Source organism: Methanolinea mesophila, from assembly GCF_017873855.1.
Lineage (GTDB): Archaea > Halobacteriota > Methanomicrobia > Methanomicrobiales > Methanospirillaceae > Methanolinea_B > Methanolinea_B mesophila.
This window is the reverse complement of record NZ_JAGGKR010000001.1, coordinates 2,195,848-2,214,220: the sequence shown is the minus strand read 5'-3', so window position 1 is coordinate 2,214,220 and position 18,373 is coordinate 2,195,848. Positions and strand designations below refer to the sequence as shown.

Genomic DNA, 18,373 nt, shown 5'->3' with positions numbered 1-18,373 from the left:
CGTCCAGGAGCGCTTGCACACCGCTATCGCTGTTTCAGGACTGCAAAAGCCGCGGAACTTCGGGAAAGGATCACGTTCCCACCCTCTGCATGACGGACATCGCCCTCGGCAAAGGCGACCCTCTTCCCCTTCCTGATCACCCTGCCGGACGCCACCAGGAGGTCTCCCGCCCTCGCACCTGCGATGAAGGTCGTGGTCTCGGAGATCGTCGCGATCTGTTCACCGGGAGCGAGCAGGGAGTAGATGGCCAGCACCATGGCTTCGTCGGCAAGCGCGGTAAAGAGGCCTCCCTGGAGCCAGTCCTCCCCGTTCAACATGTCGGGCCGGACCTTCATGGATATCTCGGCATTCCCCTCGCAGACGTCCCCGATCTCGATGTCCATAAGGCGGAAAAAAGGGTTCGCATCTCTCCCGGACTGCCTTATTTTCTCCAGATAATTCATGCCTGTGTAGTTTTCGCCCCCCGGAGGATAATCTTTCCCCGGGCTCACGCTTATGACGATCCGGGAAGACCCTTATGCCGCATGAATCACGAAGAGACGGAATCCCTGTTAAAAGACCTGGTCTGGCTCAATGCGGTCATCGCCACCGAACTCATCCAGATCACGGAGAACACCTCCGCGATCCTCCGGAAGTCTCCCCCGCCCGCATCCTGCCTCGCTGACCACAACCGGATCCGGGAGATCGCGCTCTCCATCGCCGAGCGCTGCAATCCCGACACCACCCTCCGGGCCCACCTCACCGGACACGAATAAGTTATTGGCAAAATCTCCCCATAATCTTATGATATAACCGGCCGGGCTGCAGTCTCCCACGAGACCATCGCCCGGTGCCTGGACACCCTTCGACCGGTCGGCGACCGGTGAATTGGACCGATCATGAACCCGACACCCCACGAGCCGGCAGGCGATTATACCATTATTATCCCGGCGTACAACGAGGAGCGACGGATCGGCCCGCTCCTCGGGAGCCTCGCAGGCTTCCCGGGAATCTTCCTGGTGATCTGTGACGGAAACGACGGCACCCCCGACCTGGTGAAGCGTTTCGCTTCCGAAAACCCCGGTGTGCGGATCAGCGCCTGCCGGTACGACCACCGGCTGGGGAAAGGCGGGGCGATTAAAGAGGGTTTTACACTCGCCGGAACCCCCCGAGTAGGGTACATGGACGCCGACGGCTCCACTTCGATCGAACAGATGACCCGGCTCTTGGACGGTCTCGACCACGCGGACGGGGTGATCGGTTCGCGCTGGCTCCCCGACTCGGTGATCACCGTCCCCCAGGGATTTTCAAGGAAAGTCCAGAGCCGCATTTTCAACCTCCTTATCCGGGCGCTCTTCGGCCTCTCCTTCAGGGACACCCAGTGCGGGGCAAAAGTGTTTAAAAAAGAGGCAATAGATGCTGTACTGGAAAAAATGACCTCCACGGGATTTGAGTTCGATGTGGAGCTCTTATGGAGGCTCGAATCGGCGGGATACAGGGTCCGGGAATGTCCCATAACATGGACGAACAGGGACGAGTCCCGGCTCCGGGGCGGGGAAGGCTTCGGAATGTTCACCGCCCTGATGCGCCTCCGGTGGAAGGGGTGACGAATGGCGGCCGGACCGGGTGAATCCAGGAAGCGGGAGGCGTTTCGTCTTTTCGAAGACGGGCGCTACGACGAATCGTATGCAGCCTGCATGACCCTCCCCCCGGATGGAAAAGACGAGGCCGTAGCGGTGCTCTGTGCCACCAATCTCTTCTACATGGGACGCTACAACGATGCGGAGGCTCATTTCAGGGATCTTGCCCGCGTCCTCCCGGGATCTTCCCACGTCCAGAGCTACCTCGGCCGGATCCTGGAGATGAAAGGAGACGACGAGGCGGTGGCCGCATATGCCAGGGCGGTCCGGCTCGATCCGGCGAACCAGGAGGCCCTCCGGCGATATTCGGCATGGGTCATGCGTTCGGGGGACTGGAGAAAGGCGATCCCGGTGCTTGAAGCACTCCTTGCCAGGTCGGGGAGGGAGGACGACGCCCGCTCGCTGATGGGTGCGCTGGTCCGGGCGGGGAGGGCCCGTGATGCGCTGGAGGTGCACCGGGTCCACCTCAAAGGCAGGGAAGACATGCCCGAATACTCCGATGCGCTGATCGCATGCGGAGAGTTCCGGAAAGCGCAGGAACTTCTCCTGGACCGGTATACCCGTCATGGTGACCCTGCCGACCTCCGCGGCTACCTGCACACCCTTTCCATGACCGATCGCGAGGCCGCGCGTGAGGCATACCGGTCCCATTGCCTCGAAGGTGCCGGTGACACGACCCTCTGCAGGGACTACCTCAGGCTGCTCCGGGCATCGGGGAATGAGGACGAGGCATTTTCGGCCGGGAGGGCATTCCTCGAACAGAGGGAACCCGGTCCCGGCCCGCTGTATATGCTCGAATATGCGGAGATTGCCGCAGACCTCGGAAGACGGGAAGAGGCGGGAGAGATATACGCGAGCATCATCCGCCAGGAGCTTGCCGGGCTCGAACACCCCGACCTCCTCGCCAGGCTCTTTGACAGCTACCGGCACTACCTGGTGACCTACTATCCCGTTCCCGAAGCGCTCGACAGGTTCCGTGACCTGGTCCTGGGGAACACCCATCCCGAAAGCCTGTGCGCTGCCGGGAGGTTCTATGAGGCGATCGGCGACACCACGGAGGCCAGGGCATGGTTCTACCGTTCTTTCAGGGCGGACTTTCTTCGGGGGGGCATCGAATATGCCAGGTTCCTCCAGCGCCACGGAGACGGGAGGGAATGTGAAAAAACCCTGCTCTACGTGCTGCAGAACCTCAGGAAAACCGGTGACCTGGTCATGCTCGCCGGAGTTGCGGTCGAGGAGAAGAACGGGATATACCGGCACAAAAGGCTCCGGGAAGCGCTTATTGCCAGGCTCGACTCGACGGTTGAGACTCTGCCCACCCTGGGACTGGAGTACCTCTCCGTGCTCCTCCTGGTCGAAGGCAGCGCCGGTCTCCAGGAGAAGGACTACTCCGGGGCAAAACGGTGCGGGTTACGCGGACTCGATGTGCTCCCCCACTATTCCACGCAGATTGGGACGGACGATTTCACCGGACTGCTCGCGGCGTGCAAGGCACGAAGCCTGACCGATCTCCCGGTGCTCCCGCCAGTCTCCGTTCCGCCTCCACCGGCCCCGGACGCCGCTCCCCCGCCGGAGGTGCTGCTCGGGCTCGACGAGAAGGAAACCGCGATACTCGAGTTCCTCCGGGCACACCGGACGGGTACCGAAATGGATCTCCGGGCCGTGGCGCAGTCCAGAAGGGTCGCGGGGCTGGTGAACAGGATCATCCAGAAAGCAGCGGAAAAGGGGCTTCGGATCATCGAAAAGAAAGGAGTTGGTGAGAATGGAGAGATCTATGAATATACCGGGTAAGGAGAACGCGGACCCCCGGCGCATGGAGAGCGAGAATATCATCAACGCCCTCCGCAGGGGAACAGTCCCGGCGAGCGGGCTCTCGAGGATTGCGGTCGGGGTGGATGTCGAAGAGGGTGTAATCGCCCGGCAACTGGACTATGTCGGAAGGGGAGGGGCGGATCTCAAGTTCATCCGGGGGGACTACGGGAGCGGAAAGACCTTCCTGGTCGCCAGGTCCCTCGAGATTGCCCAGCAGGCGGGATTCGTCACCGCTCACGTGACCATCTCCGCGAGCACCCCTCTCTACAAGCTGAAAGGCATTTACCAGCAGATATGTGCGACGATGCGGACCAGGGAGGAGGAACACGCCCCCAAAGCCATCATCGACTCCTGGCTCTTCGGCATCGAGGAGCGGATCATGAAAGTCTCCGGAAGCACCGTGGAGGACCAGGCGCTGGAGACGGCGACCGCGAAAGAGATCGAGAATGCGCTCGCGGGAATATCGGAGATGAATACCTCCATGGCCGCCGCACTCCGCACCTATTACAAGGCCCATAACGCCGGGGACTTCCAGCTCGCCCAGGCGGCCCTCGGATGGATATGCGCCGAGCCGAATATCGGGAGGGACTTCAAACAAAAAGCGGGGATCCGGGGAGATATCGACGAATCGGTGGCGCTCACATTCCTGAAGGGGTTCACCACCATCATCGTCGGTTCCGGGTATGCCGGTCTCGCCATCGCAGTGGACGAGGTAGAAAACACACAGGCCCTTCCCAGGAACCAGAGGGAGAAGGGCTACACCACCCTCCAGCGGATCATCGATGCGGTAGACCGGGGGGAGATGCCCCACACCTATTTCCTCTTCACCGGCACCCCTGCATTCTTCGAAGGTCCCCGGGGAATCCGTTCGCTTCCGCCACTTTACGACCGGATATCCGTCGTCCAGAAGGATGAGTTCAAGAATCCCCGCCAGCCTCAGATCATCCTCTCCCGGTTCGATGCGAAGAAACTGCAGCAGGTAGCCGAGAAAGTCTGCGATATCTACTCGCGGGCGTATACCGAGGTCGATAAGAGCAGGGTCTCCCACCGGTTCATACGGGCGATGATCCAGAAGATCACCAACCGGTTCGGGGGGAGAGTGGACGTGATACCCCGTATCTTCCTCAAGGAGTTCGTCGATGTCCTGGATAAATGCGAATTATACGAGGATTACGATCCATGGACCAGCTACCAGTTCGACGCCTCTGCCCTGAAAGGAGAGCTCACCCAGGAGGAGGAAGCGGTGATGGTGGTGGAGTTCTGATCCGGGACGATCCCTTATGCAAAGGTTCAATGGCTACACGGGGGAATAAGTACCGCATGCAAAAACCCATGATATGGGCTTTGTTTTGTCTCATCCTTCTATTTTTCACGGGTTGTGCATCAGCTGCCCTGAGTATAGGGGCGACCCCCGAAGCTCCCGCGATCGGGGACCGGGTCCTCATATCGGGGACGACCTCCATGAACAATACCATCGCGGTGTACCTCATGGTCACCGGGCCGGGCCTGGACGCCCGGGGGGTGACCATGGAGAACTTAAACCTTCCCGCCGGCCAGGGCTACTTCAGTTCCGCCCATGTCGGACCCGACGGCCGGTGGGAATACGAATGGAATACGGGATACATGGTGGGGTCACTTCACCCCGGGACCTATACCGTGCATGTGGTAAGTGTACCGGTCAATATGCAGCATATGTCCCGGCAGGATAACGCCGCGGTCAACATCACCTTCTCTGCCCCGGATGAAGCCCCGCCGGTGCCCCTCGCACTCCCCTCGGTTGTGGGAGCGGTCCTGCTGGGGGGAATTCTTTTCGTCGTGCCGAACCGGGGCAGAAAATAGTCAGTGGAGTGCCCCGGGTCTCCTGAATGTACCCCCGGTGACCGGAAAAATCCCCGGGGCCAGGCGCGTTTCCCGGGAATCCTGCGGTCCTTTTACTGCAATAATACCAAAAAATCCGGTCTACCGCGGTCTTCTCCGTATCCTTATCGCATCTCCGTGTGCATAAAGACCCTCGGCATCGGCCAGTGTTTCCACGATATCGCCGATACTCTCCAGGCCCTCCCGTCCTATAAACTGTATCTGGGACCGGGTGCAGAAATGCAGCACATCGAGTCCGGAGTGCATATGGGCGTATCCTGCGGTGGGGAGCACATGGTTCGTACCCGAGGCATAATCGCCGCAGGCGACCGCGGCATACGGCCCTACGAACATTGAACCTGCATGACGAACCCCGGAGAGCACCCGCATGGGGTCCGCGACCTGGATTGAAAGGTGTTCCGGTGCGGCCTGGTTGATGATGTCAACTCCTTCCTGGAGAGATCCCACCAGCACGTATCCTGCATTCTCCATCGCTTCTGCGATTATTCCCGCTCTCTTCGCTCCGGCTACCTGATCGATGAGGTGTCTCCCCACGGCATCCGCGATCCCGGCCTCCGTAGTCACCAGCAGGCAGGCTGCGTGGGGGTCGTGCTCTGCCTGGGCGAGGATGTCGGCGGCGATATACTCCGGGTCCGCGGTCTCGTCGGCCAGGATCGCGATCTCGCTCGGCCCGGCGGGGAAGTCGATCTCCGCGTGCTCCCGGAGCATCATCTTTGCCATGGTGACGTAGATGTTCCCCGGCCCCACGATCTTCTGCACCGGGTCGATGGTCTCGGTCCCGAGTGCCATCGCCGCGACTGCCTGGGCCCCCCCGACCTGGTATATCTCGTCAGCACCCGCGATGTCCAGTGCGACCATGGTAAGCGGGTGAACCGGCGGCGGGGTACAACAGCATACCGAGGGGACCCCTGCAACCCGCGCCGGGATCACGCACATGAGTGCGGTCGATGGGTAGGCTGCCTTCCCGCCTGGGATGTAGGCACCGATCCGATCCAGCGGGGATATCTTCATCCCGAGGGTAATCCCCTCCTCGACCTCCTCGAGCCAGAGCTCCTTCGGCTTCTGGAGTTCGTGAAACCGCGAGATACGGGCCTCGGCTTCCACAAGCATCTCGATAATCCTCTCGTCCACCTGGCCGTATGCGGCGTCGCGTTCCGAATCCGTTACCAGGAGGGAATCGAGGCGGAGCTTGTCGAACCGTTCGGTGAGGTCGAAGAGCGCTTTATCCCCTCCCTCCCGTACCATTCCTATAATCTCTTCCACTGCGTCCCGGGCGGAGAGCAGCCCGGAGGACCTCCGGCGGACCCAGTCCTGTATTCCTACCTCTCGCCACATGTCAAATCACATTCAACCAGGAGAATTGTTAATGTTTCTCCCTTTTACCTGGTAGTACACCTGATGTAACAGTTGGTAATCCATTTGATTTAACACAAATGGATTATTAAATGAAAATTTTAATCATGTTTTCCAGACAGCTTAAACCGTGAGAAGTCAGACCATGACACGGAAATTCCTTATTATTGCTACAGCAATGGTAGCAATGCTCCTTGGAGCGGCCTTGTTTGCAGGCTGCACTACAACCCCCGCCCCCGGCGGAAGTCAGACCGCGACGCCGACACCGACCGCCGCCACGGGTGAAACCCCGCAGCTGCTCATCGCTACCACCACGAGCCTTTACGACACCGGCCTGTGGGACTATCTCCAGCAGATGTACGAAAGCACGCACGATGTCAAGCTGCTGATCACCTCCCAGGGAACCGGTAAAGCGATCGAACTCGCCATCAACGGCGACGCCGACATCCTCGCCGTGCACTCTCCTGCACAGGAAGCGGCATTCATCGCAAACGGTTCGGGCCTGAACTCCCGGTGCTTTGCGTACAATTACTTCATCATCGTAGGACCGGCGGATGATCCTGCGGGTGTGGCGAACCTGACCCCGGAAGAGGCGTTCTTAAAGATACGCGAACAGGGTATGGCAGGTACCCCCGGAGTATTCTTCGTTTCCCGCGGTGACAACTCCGGGACTCACTCCGCGGAAAAGGCCATCTGGAAGAATGCAAAGCTCGACTATGCCACCCAGGTCGAGGGATCGGGCAACTGGTACGTTGAAGCCGGCTCGGGAATGGGAGCGACGCTCCAGCTGGCAAGCGAGAAGGGTGCCTACACTCTCACCGATGAAGGCACGTTCCTTGCATACAAGGGCCAGCTCGACCTGGTACCGGTCATCTCCTCGGGCGCGTCACTGCTGAACAGGTACTCGGTCATGACCGTGTACTACCCCGGGGTCACCCCGCAGAAACTCGAGCTCGGAAACGAATTCGTCGACTGGATGATCTCCCCTGACACCCAGACCGCGATCGGGGAGTACGGGGTATCCAAGTACGGAAAACCGCTGTTCACCCCGATGTTCGGGAACTGCAGCCAGTTCAACTGCGACTGCTCATCCCCGGCAACCCTGCTGATGCCCTCGGTGGCCCCCACCAAGGCGTGAGGGTTCCTCCCATTTTCCCTTTTTCTCGCTTTCGTGATGCATCGGGCCCTGTCGGACTCCCCGATCTTCCAATTAAATCTGGGATTTACATTTCACCGCATCTCAGCGGGATCGCGAACGAAGAAGGATACTGATTTTTTTATCATGCTTCAGGGCGAAACCTCCCTGCGGCTCCCCGACCCGACAGGCACAGGGTCTGTGACCGGGGGCTTTTTTATCGAATAGCCGGGCGGTCTAAATTCTATAACACCCGTGCGGTTCGCTCACGGCACCTGGCGTAGAGTGAAACTTATAATCGCGGGTCGTCTGTGCTCCGGCTACCGATCAGGGTCCGTCGGAGGCCCCCGGGAAAAAATCACGATTCCTTCTTCTCCCGGACCCCGTAGGGCTTCGGGAGCAGGTAGGCGAGGATCATGCCTGCCACGAAGCCCGCAGTCATGGAGGTCGCGAGGGCGACGATTCCCACCACCCCTGTCACCGGGTAAGAATCCGTTTTCATACCGTGGATGAACAGTTCTATCGCGACGAAGACCAACAGCGCTGCGTAAAAACCTGACGATATGATATCCAGGAAACCCGGGCCTGCGAAGACAAGGGCGACCGCAAGGAGGATTAGCCCCGCATAAATATTCGCCCCTCCGGTCCGGGCGCCGAAACGGTACTGGCCTGCGAGCCCTCCCGCACCGTGACACATCGGCATCCCGCCGAAAGGAACGGAGAGCAGGTTCATCAATCCGATAGTCCTGGACAGTTTCGGCGAGTCAACCCCCGGAGAGAAAAGGTCCCGGGAGAGGAGGGCTGTGGCCAGGATGGCGTTGGTCACGGTCAGTACCGCCTGGGGGGCGACAAGCGTCACCAGAGCCCCGGGATATACGTCGAGCGGGGGGATGACCAGGTGCGGTACGGAGAGGAGCGTGGGGGTGGGGATCCCGTTGAGATATACTCCCACCCCTATCGCGACCCCGATAAGCACGAGGGACGACAGGTCAGGCGCCTTCATCCTCCGGGCAATGAAAAATCCCGCAACTATGATGGCCATCCCGGCGACGAACGCGAAGGGGTCGGGGATCAGGAACCCGATCGCGGTCCTGATCAGGAGGAGCGCGAGCCCGAACTGTATTCCCCTGATAACGCTTCGCGGGATCCACTTCTCGATGGTCGTGAGTATGGTGCCGTACCCGAGCAGCAGGAAGAGCACCCCGAGCATCAGCCCGGCCGCGGCGATCTCCCCGGCACCCATGTCCTGGGCGATCGCGACCACGGCGATCACCTTCATGGGCTCGACCGGTATGGGAAGGCCGTAATACAGCCCCACGATGATGAACCATATCCCGAAGAAGAGGAAGATATATCCCGCGTCCATCCCGGAAACGAGGGAAACGCCGAGAATTAAGGGGATGATCGTCCCGAAGTCCCCGAGACTCCCCGCGAGTTCGGAGATCCCGAACCTGAGCGCGTAGGGCGAAGGTTTACTTTCAATCGCGGGATCGGCCGGATCTGCCATGCAGCACCGTTATGCCCGGATGACCGTACCCAGTGTCTCGCCTTTCACTGCCCGGGTGACGTTCCCCGGGACATGCCCGTTGACGATCCGGATCTCCTTTAAGTTCCTGGTATAACGGAGGAGTTCCACGGCCCTCGGTTCGAGGACCAGGTCATCGAGATCCAGGTCCAGAAGTTCCTGGGCTGTGATATCCGCAATAAACTCGGCGTCGTCGTACATGAGGGGATTCTTCGTGTAGAGACCGTCAACGTTCTTTGCGAGGACCAGGGCCTTTGCCCCGAGCACCTCGGCGGCAAGGAATGCGCCGGTATCGGTCCGGTTCGGGGGTATCGCCCCGATCTCGGCCGGCTGTTCGTAGAGGCCGTAGGGCGGGGTGCCCTGGATGACCGGCAGGACGCCGAGTTTCAGGAGGGTGGGCAGTTCGAGGAGATCTGCGGTATGGATCCTCGTCCCCCCGTAGGGCGAGAGGAGGATAGCCATCATGGTGGCATTCTGTTCGGAGATCTTGCCCGCGAGTTCCGCGAGCACCCCTGTAGGCATTCCGAGATCGAGCCCGATGTCGAGGATGTGACGCACCCGGACCCCCCCTCCGGTCACCACCAGGAGCTGGTGTTCCCGGGAGAGTTCACCTATCTCCCTGACCAGGGGGAGCAGCACCTCCTTACCATAGTCGATTACCCCGTGCCCGCCGATCTTGACCACCGTCATATCCGGCAGCAGCCGGATCTGGTCCGATGGGGAGACCGACCTGAGCATCTCCCGTCTCACCAGCGATTCACCCTTCAGCCTGCTCTCGACCTCGAACCTTCGCCTCATGCCATTCAGGATAGGTTTATATCGCATAAATGGGTAACCAATATGATGTACAAAACAACTGATATACCAGGTGATTGAAAATGGCGAAGATGAAGATCTATGTCCGGCCGAGGATGAAGGTCGGCGAGGGCGTCAAGCAACCCATGTACCGCGTCGTCGCGGTGACCGGGGGGGAGATCCAGATGGAGCTCACCCACTGGAGGAAATTCGAACTGGAAGAGATCGCAAAGGATGTCGGGGCCGAGATCGTGTGGTTCGAGGAGATCCCCGACGCGGAAAAGCAAAAACACTGATCTTCCGGTTTCTCATTGGTCAGGGATCCGAAGGGATCGGTAATCACCCGATCTCCGATTCTTTAAGACACCTGACGCCGAAACATTACTACTATGGCGGCAATGGGAATTGACCAGGTATTCGATGCGGCACTGAGAATACATCTGCTCCATGACCGGGCGGTAACCATAACCTTCACCCCCTCGGATGTCCTGATAAAATTCCCGACCACCCGCAGTCTTGCCGATTTTCTTAAAGTCCCCCATTATTACGTCCTCCCCTACTTCGGGATGATGGAACAGGAGCGACTCGTCACCCGTGCGGAACGGGTGGGTATCCTCACCACGCCGCTCGGGACCAGGAGGTACCTGGACCTGATGAACAGGGACTACCGGAACGAGGCGATCGCGATCCTGGGGGAGGAACTGCTGGCCAGGCTTATCGAACGGTCGTCGGGAGCCAGCTGAACCAGTTGGTACACCAGCAGGTTAACCATTTGTGTCTGTTTTTATCGGCGTGTTATAGGAATATTCATAACAAAAGGGTTGTATAAGAATATCCTTGATTAATTGTCCTTTTTCCAGGAGGACAATTCCATCTTCTTCGGGTGAGGCATGGACGAGATTGCGCAGGGATTCATACAGGCGTTCGAGTTAATCGTATCCCTCAACCCGGAAGTCGTCGACATCACTATCAGGTCCCTGTATATCTCCCTGACCGCCACACTCATCGCTTCCGTGATCGCAATCCCCCTCGGAGGGTTGATCCATTTCAGGCAGTTCGGTGGGAAAAAAGTCCTTATCACCATCATACAGACATTATTTGCCCTCCCGACCGTTATCGCCGGGCTCTTCGTCTACCTGCTCCTTTCACGGGCGGGACCACTCGGGTCGTTCGGCCTCCTGTTCTCCCCTACCGCAATGATCATTGGACAGACCGTTCTCATCGTTCCCCTGATGATCGGGATGACTCTCATCGCACTCTCGGGGGTCTCCCGGAGTATGCAGGACGCGATCGTCTCCCTCGGGGCGGACCAGACCCAGACCATCTTTACCATCATAAAGGAAGCACGTTATGCCATTTTGGGAGGTGTGGCGCTGGGGTTTTCGAGGGCAATATCCGAGGTCGGCGCAGCGATGATCCTCGGGGGGAACATCAAGGGATATACCCGGATACTTACAACCGCGATCGCACTGGAGACCTCCATCGGAGATATCCCCCTGTCCATCGCGCTCGGGATCATCCTCCTCCTGATCGCGCTGATCGTCATGTCGATCGTGTATTTCTTCCAGAGCAGGTGACAGGATGATTGAACTCTCCCATATGTCCAAGTATTTCGGTGAAAAAAAGGTCGTCGAGGATATCAGTCTCGAGATCAGGAAAGGCGAGGTATTTTCATTTATCGGGCCTTCAGGGACCGGAAAAACCACCCTCCTCCGCCTGATCAACCTGCTTGACACCCCGACCTCGGGGAAGATCCTGTTCGAGGGAGAGGAACCCGTGGGAGACCGGGCGCGTACGGCCCTCCGGAGGAGGATGAGCATGGTGTTCCAAAAACCCCTTCCTCTCCGGGGGGACGTGTTCTCGAACGTTGCAATAGGGCTCGTATTCAGGCACGTCTCCCGGGAGGAGATCTCCGCCCGGGTTCCCGAGGCCCTTGAGCTCGTCGGGCTCGGGGGATACGAGGAGAGAAAAGCAGTGACACTCTCAGGGGGGGAACTTCAGAGGGTCGCGATCGCCCGGGCGATCGTCACCCGGCCGGAGATACTCCTGCTCGACGAGCCCACCGCCAACCTCGACCCCATCTCCACCGAGAGAGCGGAGAGCCTCATCTTCGAGATCCACCGCAGGTTCGGGGTGACGATCATTCTCTCCACCCACGACATGGTCCAGGGGCAACGGCTCGCGGACCGGATGGCGGTCATCATCGACCGCACCCTGGGCCAGGTAGGGACACCCTACGAGATCTTCTACAAACCTGCGAGCCTCCATGTCGCCCGTATGGTGGGGGTCGACAACGTTCTCGAAGGGGAAGTAACAACGGTGTCGGATGGGCTCGCCACCATCGATGTTGCAGGATTGCCGATCCAGGCGGTATCCGATCTTCCACCCCTCACGAAGGTAAGACTGTACCTCCGGCCCGAAGAGATATGGATCACCTCGGGAACCGATCGGGGAAGCGCAAGGAATCTCGTGCAGGGAACCGTGAAGGAGATAACCCCGATGGGGAGCATGGTGAGACTCAAAGTGGATTGCGGGCCGGTCCTTACCTCGCTGATCACCAGGCGATCGTTCGAGGACCTCACCATAGCAAAGGGGCAGGAAGTGTATATCTCATTTAAGGCGAGCGCGATCTATGTCGCCCGCGAGGAGAAGAACCGCTGATTTCTCCTTAATCACCCCCCCTTTTTCGCAATGTCCGCTGCACACGCCAAAATCCCTCTCATTGTCCTGCTCCGTGACCGGAAATTCCGGCGGCACGGATTGAGACCCCGTGTAAAAAATTTTAAGAGTGATCAAATTAACTTAATTTCTTGGAGAAGCTATGTGAAAGTAATTGACGAACAGGCAACCGCAGATTCACCTCCGGCCCCGATCATCGGGGAGTTGATTTTCGCCGACTACGCGCCAGATGATTCCCGGATTTCCTGTCCCTGAATACTACGTTCATGCTTCACCGTCACTACCGGCGCGTGCCCTCCTCCCCCGGGGAGCACCTCACCGTCACGTTACCTCTCTTGAAGGTCCGATACCGGGCCTTCATCAATTTTCGGCCCCGGTCCTGCTGCCGCCTGACATGGTCCCGATACGCTACCCTTAATGGAGAAGGGCTCTTACTATTCTGCAGCAATGCGGTGCATCGTCCTTGCCAGCGGGAGCAGCGGTAACTGCCTCTACCTGGAGGGAAGCAGTGGAGCGCTGATCATCGATGCCGGCCTTTCGCGAAAGGAGATCCTGACCCGGTTGAAGGACGCGGGAGGAGATCCCGGCCTTGTCTCCGCTATTCTGGTCACGCACGAGCATACCGACCACCTGAAAGGGGTTGATACCCTTGCCCGTTCCCTCGACGTACCGGTGTGCGCCACCGAAGGGACGCTCACGGAATTCCTGGTCCGGAGAAAGACCGCAAAAAGTCCGGTGAAGACCATCACCTGCGGGTACCACGACATTTTCCGGATCGGGGACTTCGAGATAGAACCCTTCGAGACCTCGCACGATGCCCGGGAACCGTGCGGATTTTGTGTCACCGATCACGACCTCTCCATCGGGGTCTGTACCGATACCGGGGTGATCACCGCCCCGGTGATGGACGTATTGAACCGGTGCGACGGGGTGATCCTGGAGAGTAATCATTGCCCCTCCATGCTCCAGAACGGGCCATATCCCGAGATGCTGAAGCGGAGGATCCGATCGAAACGGGGGCACCTGTCCAATAACGCCTGCGCAGCCTGCATAAAAGAACTCTCCTCAGGGGTGGGGAAGATCATGCTCGCCCACCTGAGCGAGACTAATAATACCCCCGACAGGGCGCTCGCGAGTGCAAGGGAGGGGGCCGGCCTGTTCATCGACCACGTGGAGATCACCGTCGCCACTAATCCCGGATGCGCTCACCCCTGGCCGAAACGGATAACCCTGTAGCCGCGGCGGTGTTCAGAGCTCGATTCCCTCTTTCATCCCTATCTGTTTCAGGCAGTACTGGTCCAGCGAATCGAGGAACGCTTTCCGGGCCGCTTTGACTCTTTTATCATCTCCGGAGAAGATATCGTGCACCGTGTACTCGATGAGGGTCAGGTAATGATTCTTCCCGGTCATCTTCCTCTTCATGTCCTCCATGCAGGCGGTGACGTCGTTCTGCTGCCCCGACATCACTACAAATGCACAATCGAGCAGGAGTATCAGGGAGACGGGCATCTTCTTCGAGATTGCCGCGGACCGGAACTGGTGGTACGCGGTGTTCTGGGACGAAAGGATCGAGAGCTGCATCCCGTAATAAATCGGTTCGAGTTCCTCGGGGTGCTGCTGCATCATCTGGCGGACCACGGCAGTGGCTCCCCCGAGGTCCCGCGCCTCGAGCTTGAAGTGATAGAGCTCCCGGAGGAAGAACATATCGTTGTAGTACCGCTCTGAAGCGATCTTCAGCAATTCCCCCCTCATCTCCCGGTTTCCATCTTTTTTTGCTTTCTCCAGGCCGATCTTTAAAAATTCCTGCTCGTGGGGGAACCACTCGATCCCCAGCCTGAGCATGTACCAGAAGATCTTGTTCACCCGCAGGTCCTGGACTACCTGGGGAAATTTCAACCGGTTCACCGGGGGCCGGAGGCGGGCGAGCTCGATCATCTGCTCCCGTGCATTCAGGTCCATCTGGCTCGGGGTGGCCTTTGCGGGGCGTTCCCCGCCGCCCTGCAATTCCCCGGCGAGGACGTGGTAGCTGTATGCGATCGCGGTGCAGACGATCGCATCGAGGGTCCGGTACTTCATCAGGATCTCGACCGCTTCGTTGTACCGCCCGAGATCGATCATCTTGATCCCGAGGATGATATCGAAGAGCGCTCTTCCCGTGGGTCGCCTCCTGGTCCGGATCGCGTGGCGGAAGAGCTTCTCGATGTAATCGACGTCCGTGGCGTGCGGGCTCCCGAGGAGGACCTTCACGGTGATATCGTCGATGAAACGGTCGTGTGCGGCGTCGCTCATATGGGGAAAGGACTTTTCGAGGATCGCCACCACGTGCCCGAAAAAGATCGGGATGTTGGAATCTATCTTGTCCGGGTTCTTCTCCACGTACTCGTAGAGATCTTTTTTTACCTCGCCTATTTTGAGGTCGATGATGGCATCCGGCTGCCATTCCTCATCCATAACGGTACATGAATCGTAGGGGTATAAAAAATGAGATTGTTTGTGGGAGTTTTCCGGGCCGTACAACGCGTCCCTTCTCCCGGCACAACCGAAGAGAAATCTTATCCGGTGAAGAAGAGAAATGTGGTGCAGGACCGGGATGCAGTTACTGGAATTTGCACGCTATTGCGAGCAACTGGAGAAGATCAGTGGAAGGCTTGAGATGATCGACCTGGTAGCCGGGGTTCTCCCCTCGCTGGACGACCGGGAACTACCCCTCTTTGTAAGGTTCATCTCGGGGAGGATCTTTCCCGACTGGAGCCCTCTGAAACTCGGTATAGGGCCAAACCTTCTCTACGATGCGATCACGTTCGTGGTGGACGGCACGCGGGAGGACGTGATCGGAGAGATAAACCGCCTCGGTGATGTGGGACTTGCGGTTGAGAAGATCCTGACCCGGAAGAAGATCGAGGGGTCGGGAGCAGGTGGCCGCACCGGTACGGCAACGATCCAGCAGTCGCTCTTTCCCCAGGACTTCGATCTCCCCGCGGTCTTCCGCGAGTTCACCGCGATCGCGGAGGCGGGGGGGAAGTCGTCCCAGCAGGCGAAGCTCTCCCACATCCAGAACCTCTTTCAGAACATCACTCCGCTCGAAGGACGATACCTCGCCAGGCTGCTGATGGAGGACCTGCGGATCGGGATGGGAGAAGGGAATATGCGGGACGCCATCGCCCGCGGCTTCGGGGTCGAGCCTTCCCTCGTGGAGCATGCCTACCAGGCCATCAACGACCTCGGGGAGGTCGCGATCCTGGCCAGGACCGGTGCCCGGGCATTAGAGGACGTGCACATACGCCTCTTCCACCCGGTCAAGATGATGCTCGCCCAGCAGGGGACCATCGGTGAAACCATCCGGGATAACGGGGCAGTCGCCGCCGAATTCAAATACGACGGGAGCAGGTTCCAGTTCCACAGGTCGAAAGATGCCTCCGGGCTCTACTCGCGGAAACTCGAAGACGTGACCACTGCCCTGCCCGACATTATCGAGGCTCTTGAATCCGCGACCGGGCACGACGTCATTCTCGACGGCGAGGTCATTGCAGTCCGGGACGGAAAACCTCTGCCCTTCCAGACGGTGCTCCGGCGTTTCAGGCGAAAATACGGGGTCGAATCCATGCGGGAAGAGATCCGGCTGATCCCCCACGTCTTCGATATCCTTTACCTCGACGGAGAGACTCTGATCGACCTTCCGCTCTCAGAGCGACGGGCGAAGCTGGAATCGGCCATGAACGCCCATGTCGCCCCCCAGCTGGTGAGCGACGACCCCGCGGAAGTGGAGACGTTTTACCAGCAGGCCCTCGATGCAGGCCACGAAGGGATCATGCTCAAGGTGGTCGCGTCACCGTACACCCCCGGCGTCCGGGGCAAGAACTGGATAAAGATAAAGCCCTCGGTGGACACTCTGGACCTCGCGGTGATCGGGGCGGACTGGGGCGAAGGGAAGCGGGCCCACTATTTCGGGTCGTTCCTCCTTGCCTGCCAGGACGAACAGGGAGATTTGACTCCCCTCTCGAAGGTCGCAACCGGGTTCTCCGATGAACAGCTCGGGGAGGTATTCGATCTCCTCAAGGACCGGGTCATCGCGAGCCAGGGAAAAGAGGTCAGTTTCGAGCCGGGTCTCGTCTTCGAGATAGGGTACTCAGAGATCCAGAAGAGCCCGAATTACGAGAGCGGGTTCGCCCTCCGGTTCCCCCGGTTCATCCGCATCCGGGACGACAAGTCTGTGGACGAGATAGAGACCCTCGATTCCGTCAGGGAACGATACCGGAACCAGTCAAAATAATCGGGAACCTATACTCTCATTATCGGGGTTTTCCGGTAACCTGTAACGTTGCCCGGCGACAACACGGGCCCGGGCCGTTCTGTTTCGAATCCCGGACCGGGTAATCCATTGCGGTCCGGCAGTCTTTTCAGGGGTCATCCATTCGCATGTCATGGCCATATCACACGGACCCGGCCCTCCAGGCGGGTCAGCACGTCGTCCCGGAATACGGTCCATTCGACGTCGCGGGAATCGATCCACCCCGCCACCTCCCTGCCGAGGTCGTCGTCCCTCTCCCGCGTGGTGTGAACAACAACCGAACCGGGAGCGAACGCCGCCGGGACGATGCTATCCGCGTCCCCGTCGACGATCCCGAGCACGGGGATACCGAGATGGGCCCCGATATGGGCACACACCGCGGTGGTATCGTCTCCGACCGTCACCATCCCGCATGTTTCCGGAAAGAGGTGCCCATAGACCTCGTGAGCGCAGTGGTCCACCAGGATGACTCTCCCTGTCGGCCTGCCCTTCCCGATACTGCCGGGTGTCGTCATGCGCACCGGTCCGCTCTTGCACCAGGCACAGGAGAGGTCCACAGGACCGGTCCGGAGCGCCTTCTCGAGCCCATGGGGCTTTGTCCTTATCCCCGCCCGCGGCACTATCAGCCCGTTCCGGCATTCCAGCAGCACATCTCCACCGGTTGCGGTCCCTATCACAATCCCGTTGAGGTAGACCGCCTCGCCGGGCAGGCACCCACGGATCTTCCTGACCTCTCCCCCGGTGTGTTCCCGGACCCGGGCCGCTACCTGCCGGAATCCCAGGAGGCTCGCGATCCGTCCGGCATGTGCCTGGTCACCTCCGTCCCAGACGTACACGGTCGCGTCGGAACACTCCACCTGGACCAGCCCCCTCCCGGGAAGCCGCGATGCCACGAGCTCCCCGAAGATCCGGCCCGAATCCGGGGTCTTTCCCCGGTTGACCAGCACCGCCCCGGGTCCGGCGCGCGATAGTACGATGCTCGGCGGGAGTCCCGGGAATTCCGCGACGACACCGGACTCTTCTGCCGCGGTTCTCGCCATTACCCCGGCGACGAGGACCCTCTCCGGCTCCAGGACCCGGACAAGGTCCCGCATATCCCCCCTATCGAAGATCTCGGGTCCGTGGGCTACAAGGATGAGTCGGCATGAGGAGACCGGAGGGACGGACTTGTCGGGAGGAGGCACCATTCCTACACTGATCTTTGTTTGTGATTCATAAAATCAAGCTCTTCCGGGCAGATTATGGCCCTCCGACTGTGCATTCAAGCCGGAACACCAGGGTTATACGGC

18 protein-coding genes are annotated in these 18,373 nt (G+C 59.5%); 12 read left to right on the top strand and 6 right to left on the bottom strand.

Annotated elements, in window-relative coordinates; translation table 11 throughout:
* Nucleotides 1-23: 23 nt before the first annotated feature.
* Nucleotides 24-443, bottom strand: coding sequence for a PaaI family thioesterase (locus tag J2741_RS10540; protein ID WP_209675210.1), 420 nt, complete (start codon nt 441-443; stop codon nt 24-26).
* Nucleotides 444-524: 81 nt separating this feature from the next.
* On the opposite strand from J2741_RS10540, the gene J2741_RS10535 reads away from it, so the two are divergent.
* The 5 genes from J2741_RS10535 (at nt 525) to J2741_RS10515 (ending at nt 5,270) form a co-directional block, all read left to right on the top strand.
* Nucleotides 525-755, top strand: coding sequence for a hypothetical protein (locus J2741_RS10535; RefSeq protein WP_209675209.1), 231 nt, complete (start codon nt 525-527; stop codon nt 753-755).
* A 123-nt stretch (nt 756-878) separates the two neighbouring features.
* Nucleotides 879-1,586, top strand: a complete 708-nt coding sequence (locus J2741_RS10530; RefSeq protein ID WP_209675208.1) for a dolichyl-phosphate beta-glucosyltransferase — start codon at nt 879-881, stop codon at nt 1,584-1,586.
* 3 nt (nt 1,587-1,589) lie between these two features.
* Nucleotides 1,590-3,410, top strand: coding sequence for a tetratricopeptide repeat protein (locus tag J2741_RS10525; RefSeq protein WP_209675207.1), 1,821 nt, complete (start codon nt 1,590-1,592; stop codon nt 3,408-3,410).
* A complete protein-coding gene (gene brxD / locus J2741_RS10520; RefSeq protein ID WP_209675206.1) occupies nt 3,394-4,695 on the top strand; it encodes a BREX system ATP-binding protein BrxD in 1,302 nt (433 codons plus the stop codon). The genes J2741_RS10525 and brxD overlap by 17 nt, the downstream gene beginning before the upstream one ends.
* 56 nt (nt 4,696-4,751) lie before the next feature.
* Nucleotides 4,752-5,270 carry a hypothetical protein gene (locus tag J2741_RS10515; RefSeq protein WP_209675205.1) on the top strand — a complete coding sequence of 173 codons (519 nt, stop codon included), beginning with the start codon at nt 4,752-4,754 and terminating at the stop codon, nt 5,268-5,270.
* A 120-nt stretch (nt 5,271-5,390) separates the two neighbouring features.
* On the opposite strand, the gene hisD is transcribed toward J2741_RS10515, so the two are convergent.
* A complete protein-coding gene (gene hisD, locus J2741_RS10510) occupies nt 5,391-6,644 on the bottom strand; it encodes a histidinol dehydrogenase (protein ID WP_209675204.1) in 1,254 nt (417 codons plus the stop codon).
* A gap of 196 nt (nt 6,645-6,840) precedes the next feature.
* Between hisD and J2741_RS10505 the strand changes: the two genes are divergently transcribed.
* A complete protein-coding gene (locus J2741_RS10505; RefSeq protein WP_245249492.1) occupies nt 6,841-7,800 on the top strand; it encodes a substrate-binding domain-containing protein in 960 nt (319 codons plus the stop codon).
* Between the two features lie 355 nt (nt 7,801-8,155).
* Here the strand turns inward: J2741_RS10505 and J2741_RS10500 are convergent, their stop codons facing one another.
* Complete coding sequence (locus J2741_RS10500; RefSeq protein WP_209675202.1) at nt 8,156-9,304, bottom strand: putative sulfate/molybdate transporter; 1,149 nt, start codon at nt 9,302-9,304, stop codon at nt 8,156-8,158.
* Nucleotides 9,305-9,313: 9 nt separating this feature from the next.
* On the bottom strand, nt 9,314-10,120 hold the full coding sequence (locus J2741_RS10495; RefSeq protein WP_209675201.1) for an amino acid kinase family protein: 807 nt from the start codon (nt 10,118-10,120) through the stop codon (nt 9,314-9,316).
* 89 nt (nt 10,121-10,209) lie between these two features.
* On the opposite strand from J2741_RS10495, the gene J2741_RS10490 reads away from it, so the two are divergent.
* The 5 genes from J2741_RS10490 to J2741_RS10470 all read left to right on the top strand — a co-directional run bounded on the left by J2741_RS10490 (nt 10,210) and on the right by J2741_RS10470 (nt 14,032).
* Nucleotides 10,210-10,413, top strand: a complete 204-nt coding sequence (locus J2741_RS10490; protein ID WP_209675661.1) for a hypothetical protein — start codon at nt 10,210-10,212, stop codon at nt 10,411-10,413.
* Between the two features lie 93 nt (nt 10,414-10,506).
* On the top strand, nt 10,507-10,860 hold the full coding sequence (locus J2741_RS10485) for a hypothetical protein (RefSeq protein ID WP_209675200.1): 354 nt from the start codon (nt 10,507-10,509) through the stop codon (nt 10,858-10,860).
* A gap of 147 nt (nt 10,861-11,007) precedes the next feature.
* Nucleotides 11,008-11,694 (top strand): ABC transporter permease, encoded by a 687-nt coding sequence (locus J2741_RS10480; RefSeq protein ID WP_209675199.1) that lies wholly within the window; start codon nt 11,008-11,010, stop codon nt 11,692-11,694.
* Nucleotides 11,695-11,698: 4 nt separating this feature from the next.
* Nucleotides 11,699-12,778, top strand: coding sequence for an ABC transporter ATP-binding protein (locus J2741_RS10475; protein ID WP_209675198.1), 1,080 nt, complete (start codon nt 11,699-11,701; stop codon nt 12,776-12,778).
* A gap of 465 nt (nt 12,779-13,243) precedes the next feature.
* On the top strand, nt 13,244-14,032 hold the full coding sequence (locus J2741_RS10470; RefSeq protein ID WP_209675197.1) for an MBL fold metallo-hydrolase: 789 nt from the start codon (nt 13,244-13,246) through the stop codon (nt 14,030-14,032).
* 12 nt (nt 14,033-14,044) lie between these two features.
* On the opposite strand, the gene J2741_RS10465 is transcribed toward J2741_RS10470, so the two are convergent.
* Nucleotides 14,045-15,247, bottom strand: a complete 1,203-nt coding sequence (locus J2741_RS10465; RefSeq protein WP_209675196.1) for a hypothetical protein — start codon at nt 15,245-15,247, stop codon at nt 14,045-14,047.
* A 139-nt stretch (nt 15,248-15,386) separates the two neighbouring features.
* Here J2741_RS10465 and J2741_RS10460 point away from each other — a divergent pair, with 139 nt between their 5' ends.
* The gene (locus J2741_RS10460; RefSeq protein WP_209675659.1) at nt 15,387-17,066 is read left to right on the top strand and encodes an ATP-dependent DNA ligase; all 1,680 of its coding nucleotides are present in this window, start codon (nt 15,387-15,389) and stop codon (nt 17,064-17,066) included.
* 149 nt (nt 17,067-17,215) lie between these two features.
* Here the strand turns inward: J2741_RS10460 and J2741_RS10455 are convergent, their stop codons facing one another.
* Entirely contained in the window at nt 17,216-18,271 is a 1,056-nt protein-coding gene (locus tag J2741_RS10455) for a DUF2117 domain-containing protein (RefSeq protein ID WP_209675195.1), read from the bottom strand.
* Nucleotides 18,272-18,373 lie beyond the last annotated feature (102 nt).

Excerpts from the sequence above, each read along its gene's own strand:
- J2741_RS10540 (WP_209675210.1), bottom strand. The coding sequence starts at position 443 with ATGAATTATCTGGAGAAAATAAGGCAGTCCGGGAGAGATGCGAACCCT.
- J2741_RS10535 (WP_209675209.1), top strand. The coding sequence starts at position 525 with ATGAATCACGAAGAGACGGAATCCCTGTTAAAAGACCTGGTCTGGCTC.
- J2741_RS10530 (WP_209675208.1), top strand. The coding sequence starts at position 879 with ATGAACCCGACACCCCACGAGCCGGCAGGCGATTATACCATTATTATC.
- J2741_RS10525 (WP_209675207.1), top strand. The coding sequence starts at position 1,590 with ATGGCGGCCGGACCGGGTGAATCCAGGAAGCGGGAGGCGTTTCGTCTT.
- brxD (WP_209675206.1), top strand. The coding sequence starts at position 3,394 with ATGAATATACCGGGTAAGGAGAACGCGGACCCCCGGCGCATGGAGAGC.
- J2741_RS10515 (WP_209675205.1), top strand. The coding sequence starts at position 4,752 with ATGCAAAAACCCATGATATGGGCTTTGTTTTGTCTCATCCTTCTATTT.
- hisD (WP_209675204.1), bottom strand. The coding sequence starts at position 6,644 with ATGTGGCGAGAGGTAGGAATACAGGACTGGGTCCGCCGGAGGTCCTCC.
- J2741_RS10505 (WP_245249492.1), top strand. The coding sequence starts at position 6,841 with ATGGTAGCAATGCTCCTTGGAGCGGCCTTGTTTGCAGGCTGCACTACA.
- J2741_RS10500 (WP_209675202.1), bottom strand. The coding sequence starts at position 9,304 with ATGGCAGATCCGGCCGATCCCGCGATTGAAAGTAAACCTTCGCCCTAC.
- J2741_RS10495 (WP_209675201.1), bottom strand. The coding sequence starts at position 10,120 with ATGAGGCGAAGGTTCGAGGTCGAGAGCAGGCTGAAGGGTGAATCGCTG.
- J2741_RS10490 (WP_209675661.1), top strand. The coding sequence starts at position 10,210 with ATGAAGATCTATGTCCGGCCGAGGATGAAGGTCGGCGAGGGCGTCAAG.
- J2741_RS10485 (WP_209675200.1), top strand. The coding sequence starts at position 10,507 with ATGGCGGCAATGGGAATTGACCAGGTATTCGATGCGGCACTGAGAATA.
- J2741_RS10480 (WP_209675199.1), top strand. The coding sequence starts at position 11,008 with ATGGACGAGATTGCGCAGGGATTCATACAGGCGTTCGAGTTAATCGTA.
- J2741_RS10475 (WP_209675198.1), top strand. The coding sequence starts at position 11,699 with ATGATTGAACTCTCCCATATGTCCAAGTATTTCGGTGAAAAAAAGGTC.
- J2741_RS10470 (WP_209675197.1), top strand. The coding sequence starts at position 13,244 with ATGCGGTGCATCGTCCTTGCCAGCGGGAGCAGCGGTAACTGCCTCTAC.
- J2741_RS10465 (WP_209675196.1), bottom strand. The coding sequence starts at position 15,247 with ATGGATGAGGAATGGCAGCCGGATGCCATCATCGACCTCAAAATAGGC.
- J2741_RS10460 (WP_209675659.1), top strand. The coding sequence starts at position 15,387 with ATGCAGTTACTGGAATTTGCACGCTATTGCGAGCAACTGGAGAAGATC.
- J2741_RS10455 (WP_209675195.1), bottom strand. The coding sequence starts at position 18,271 with ATGGTGCCTCCTCCCGACAAGTCCGTCCCTCCGGTCTCCTCATGCCGA.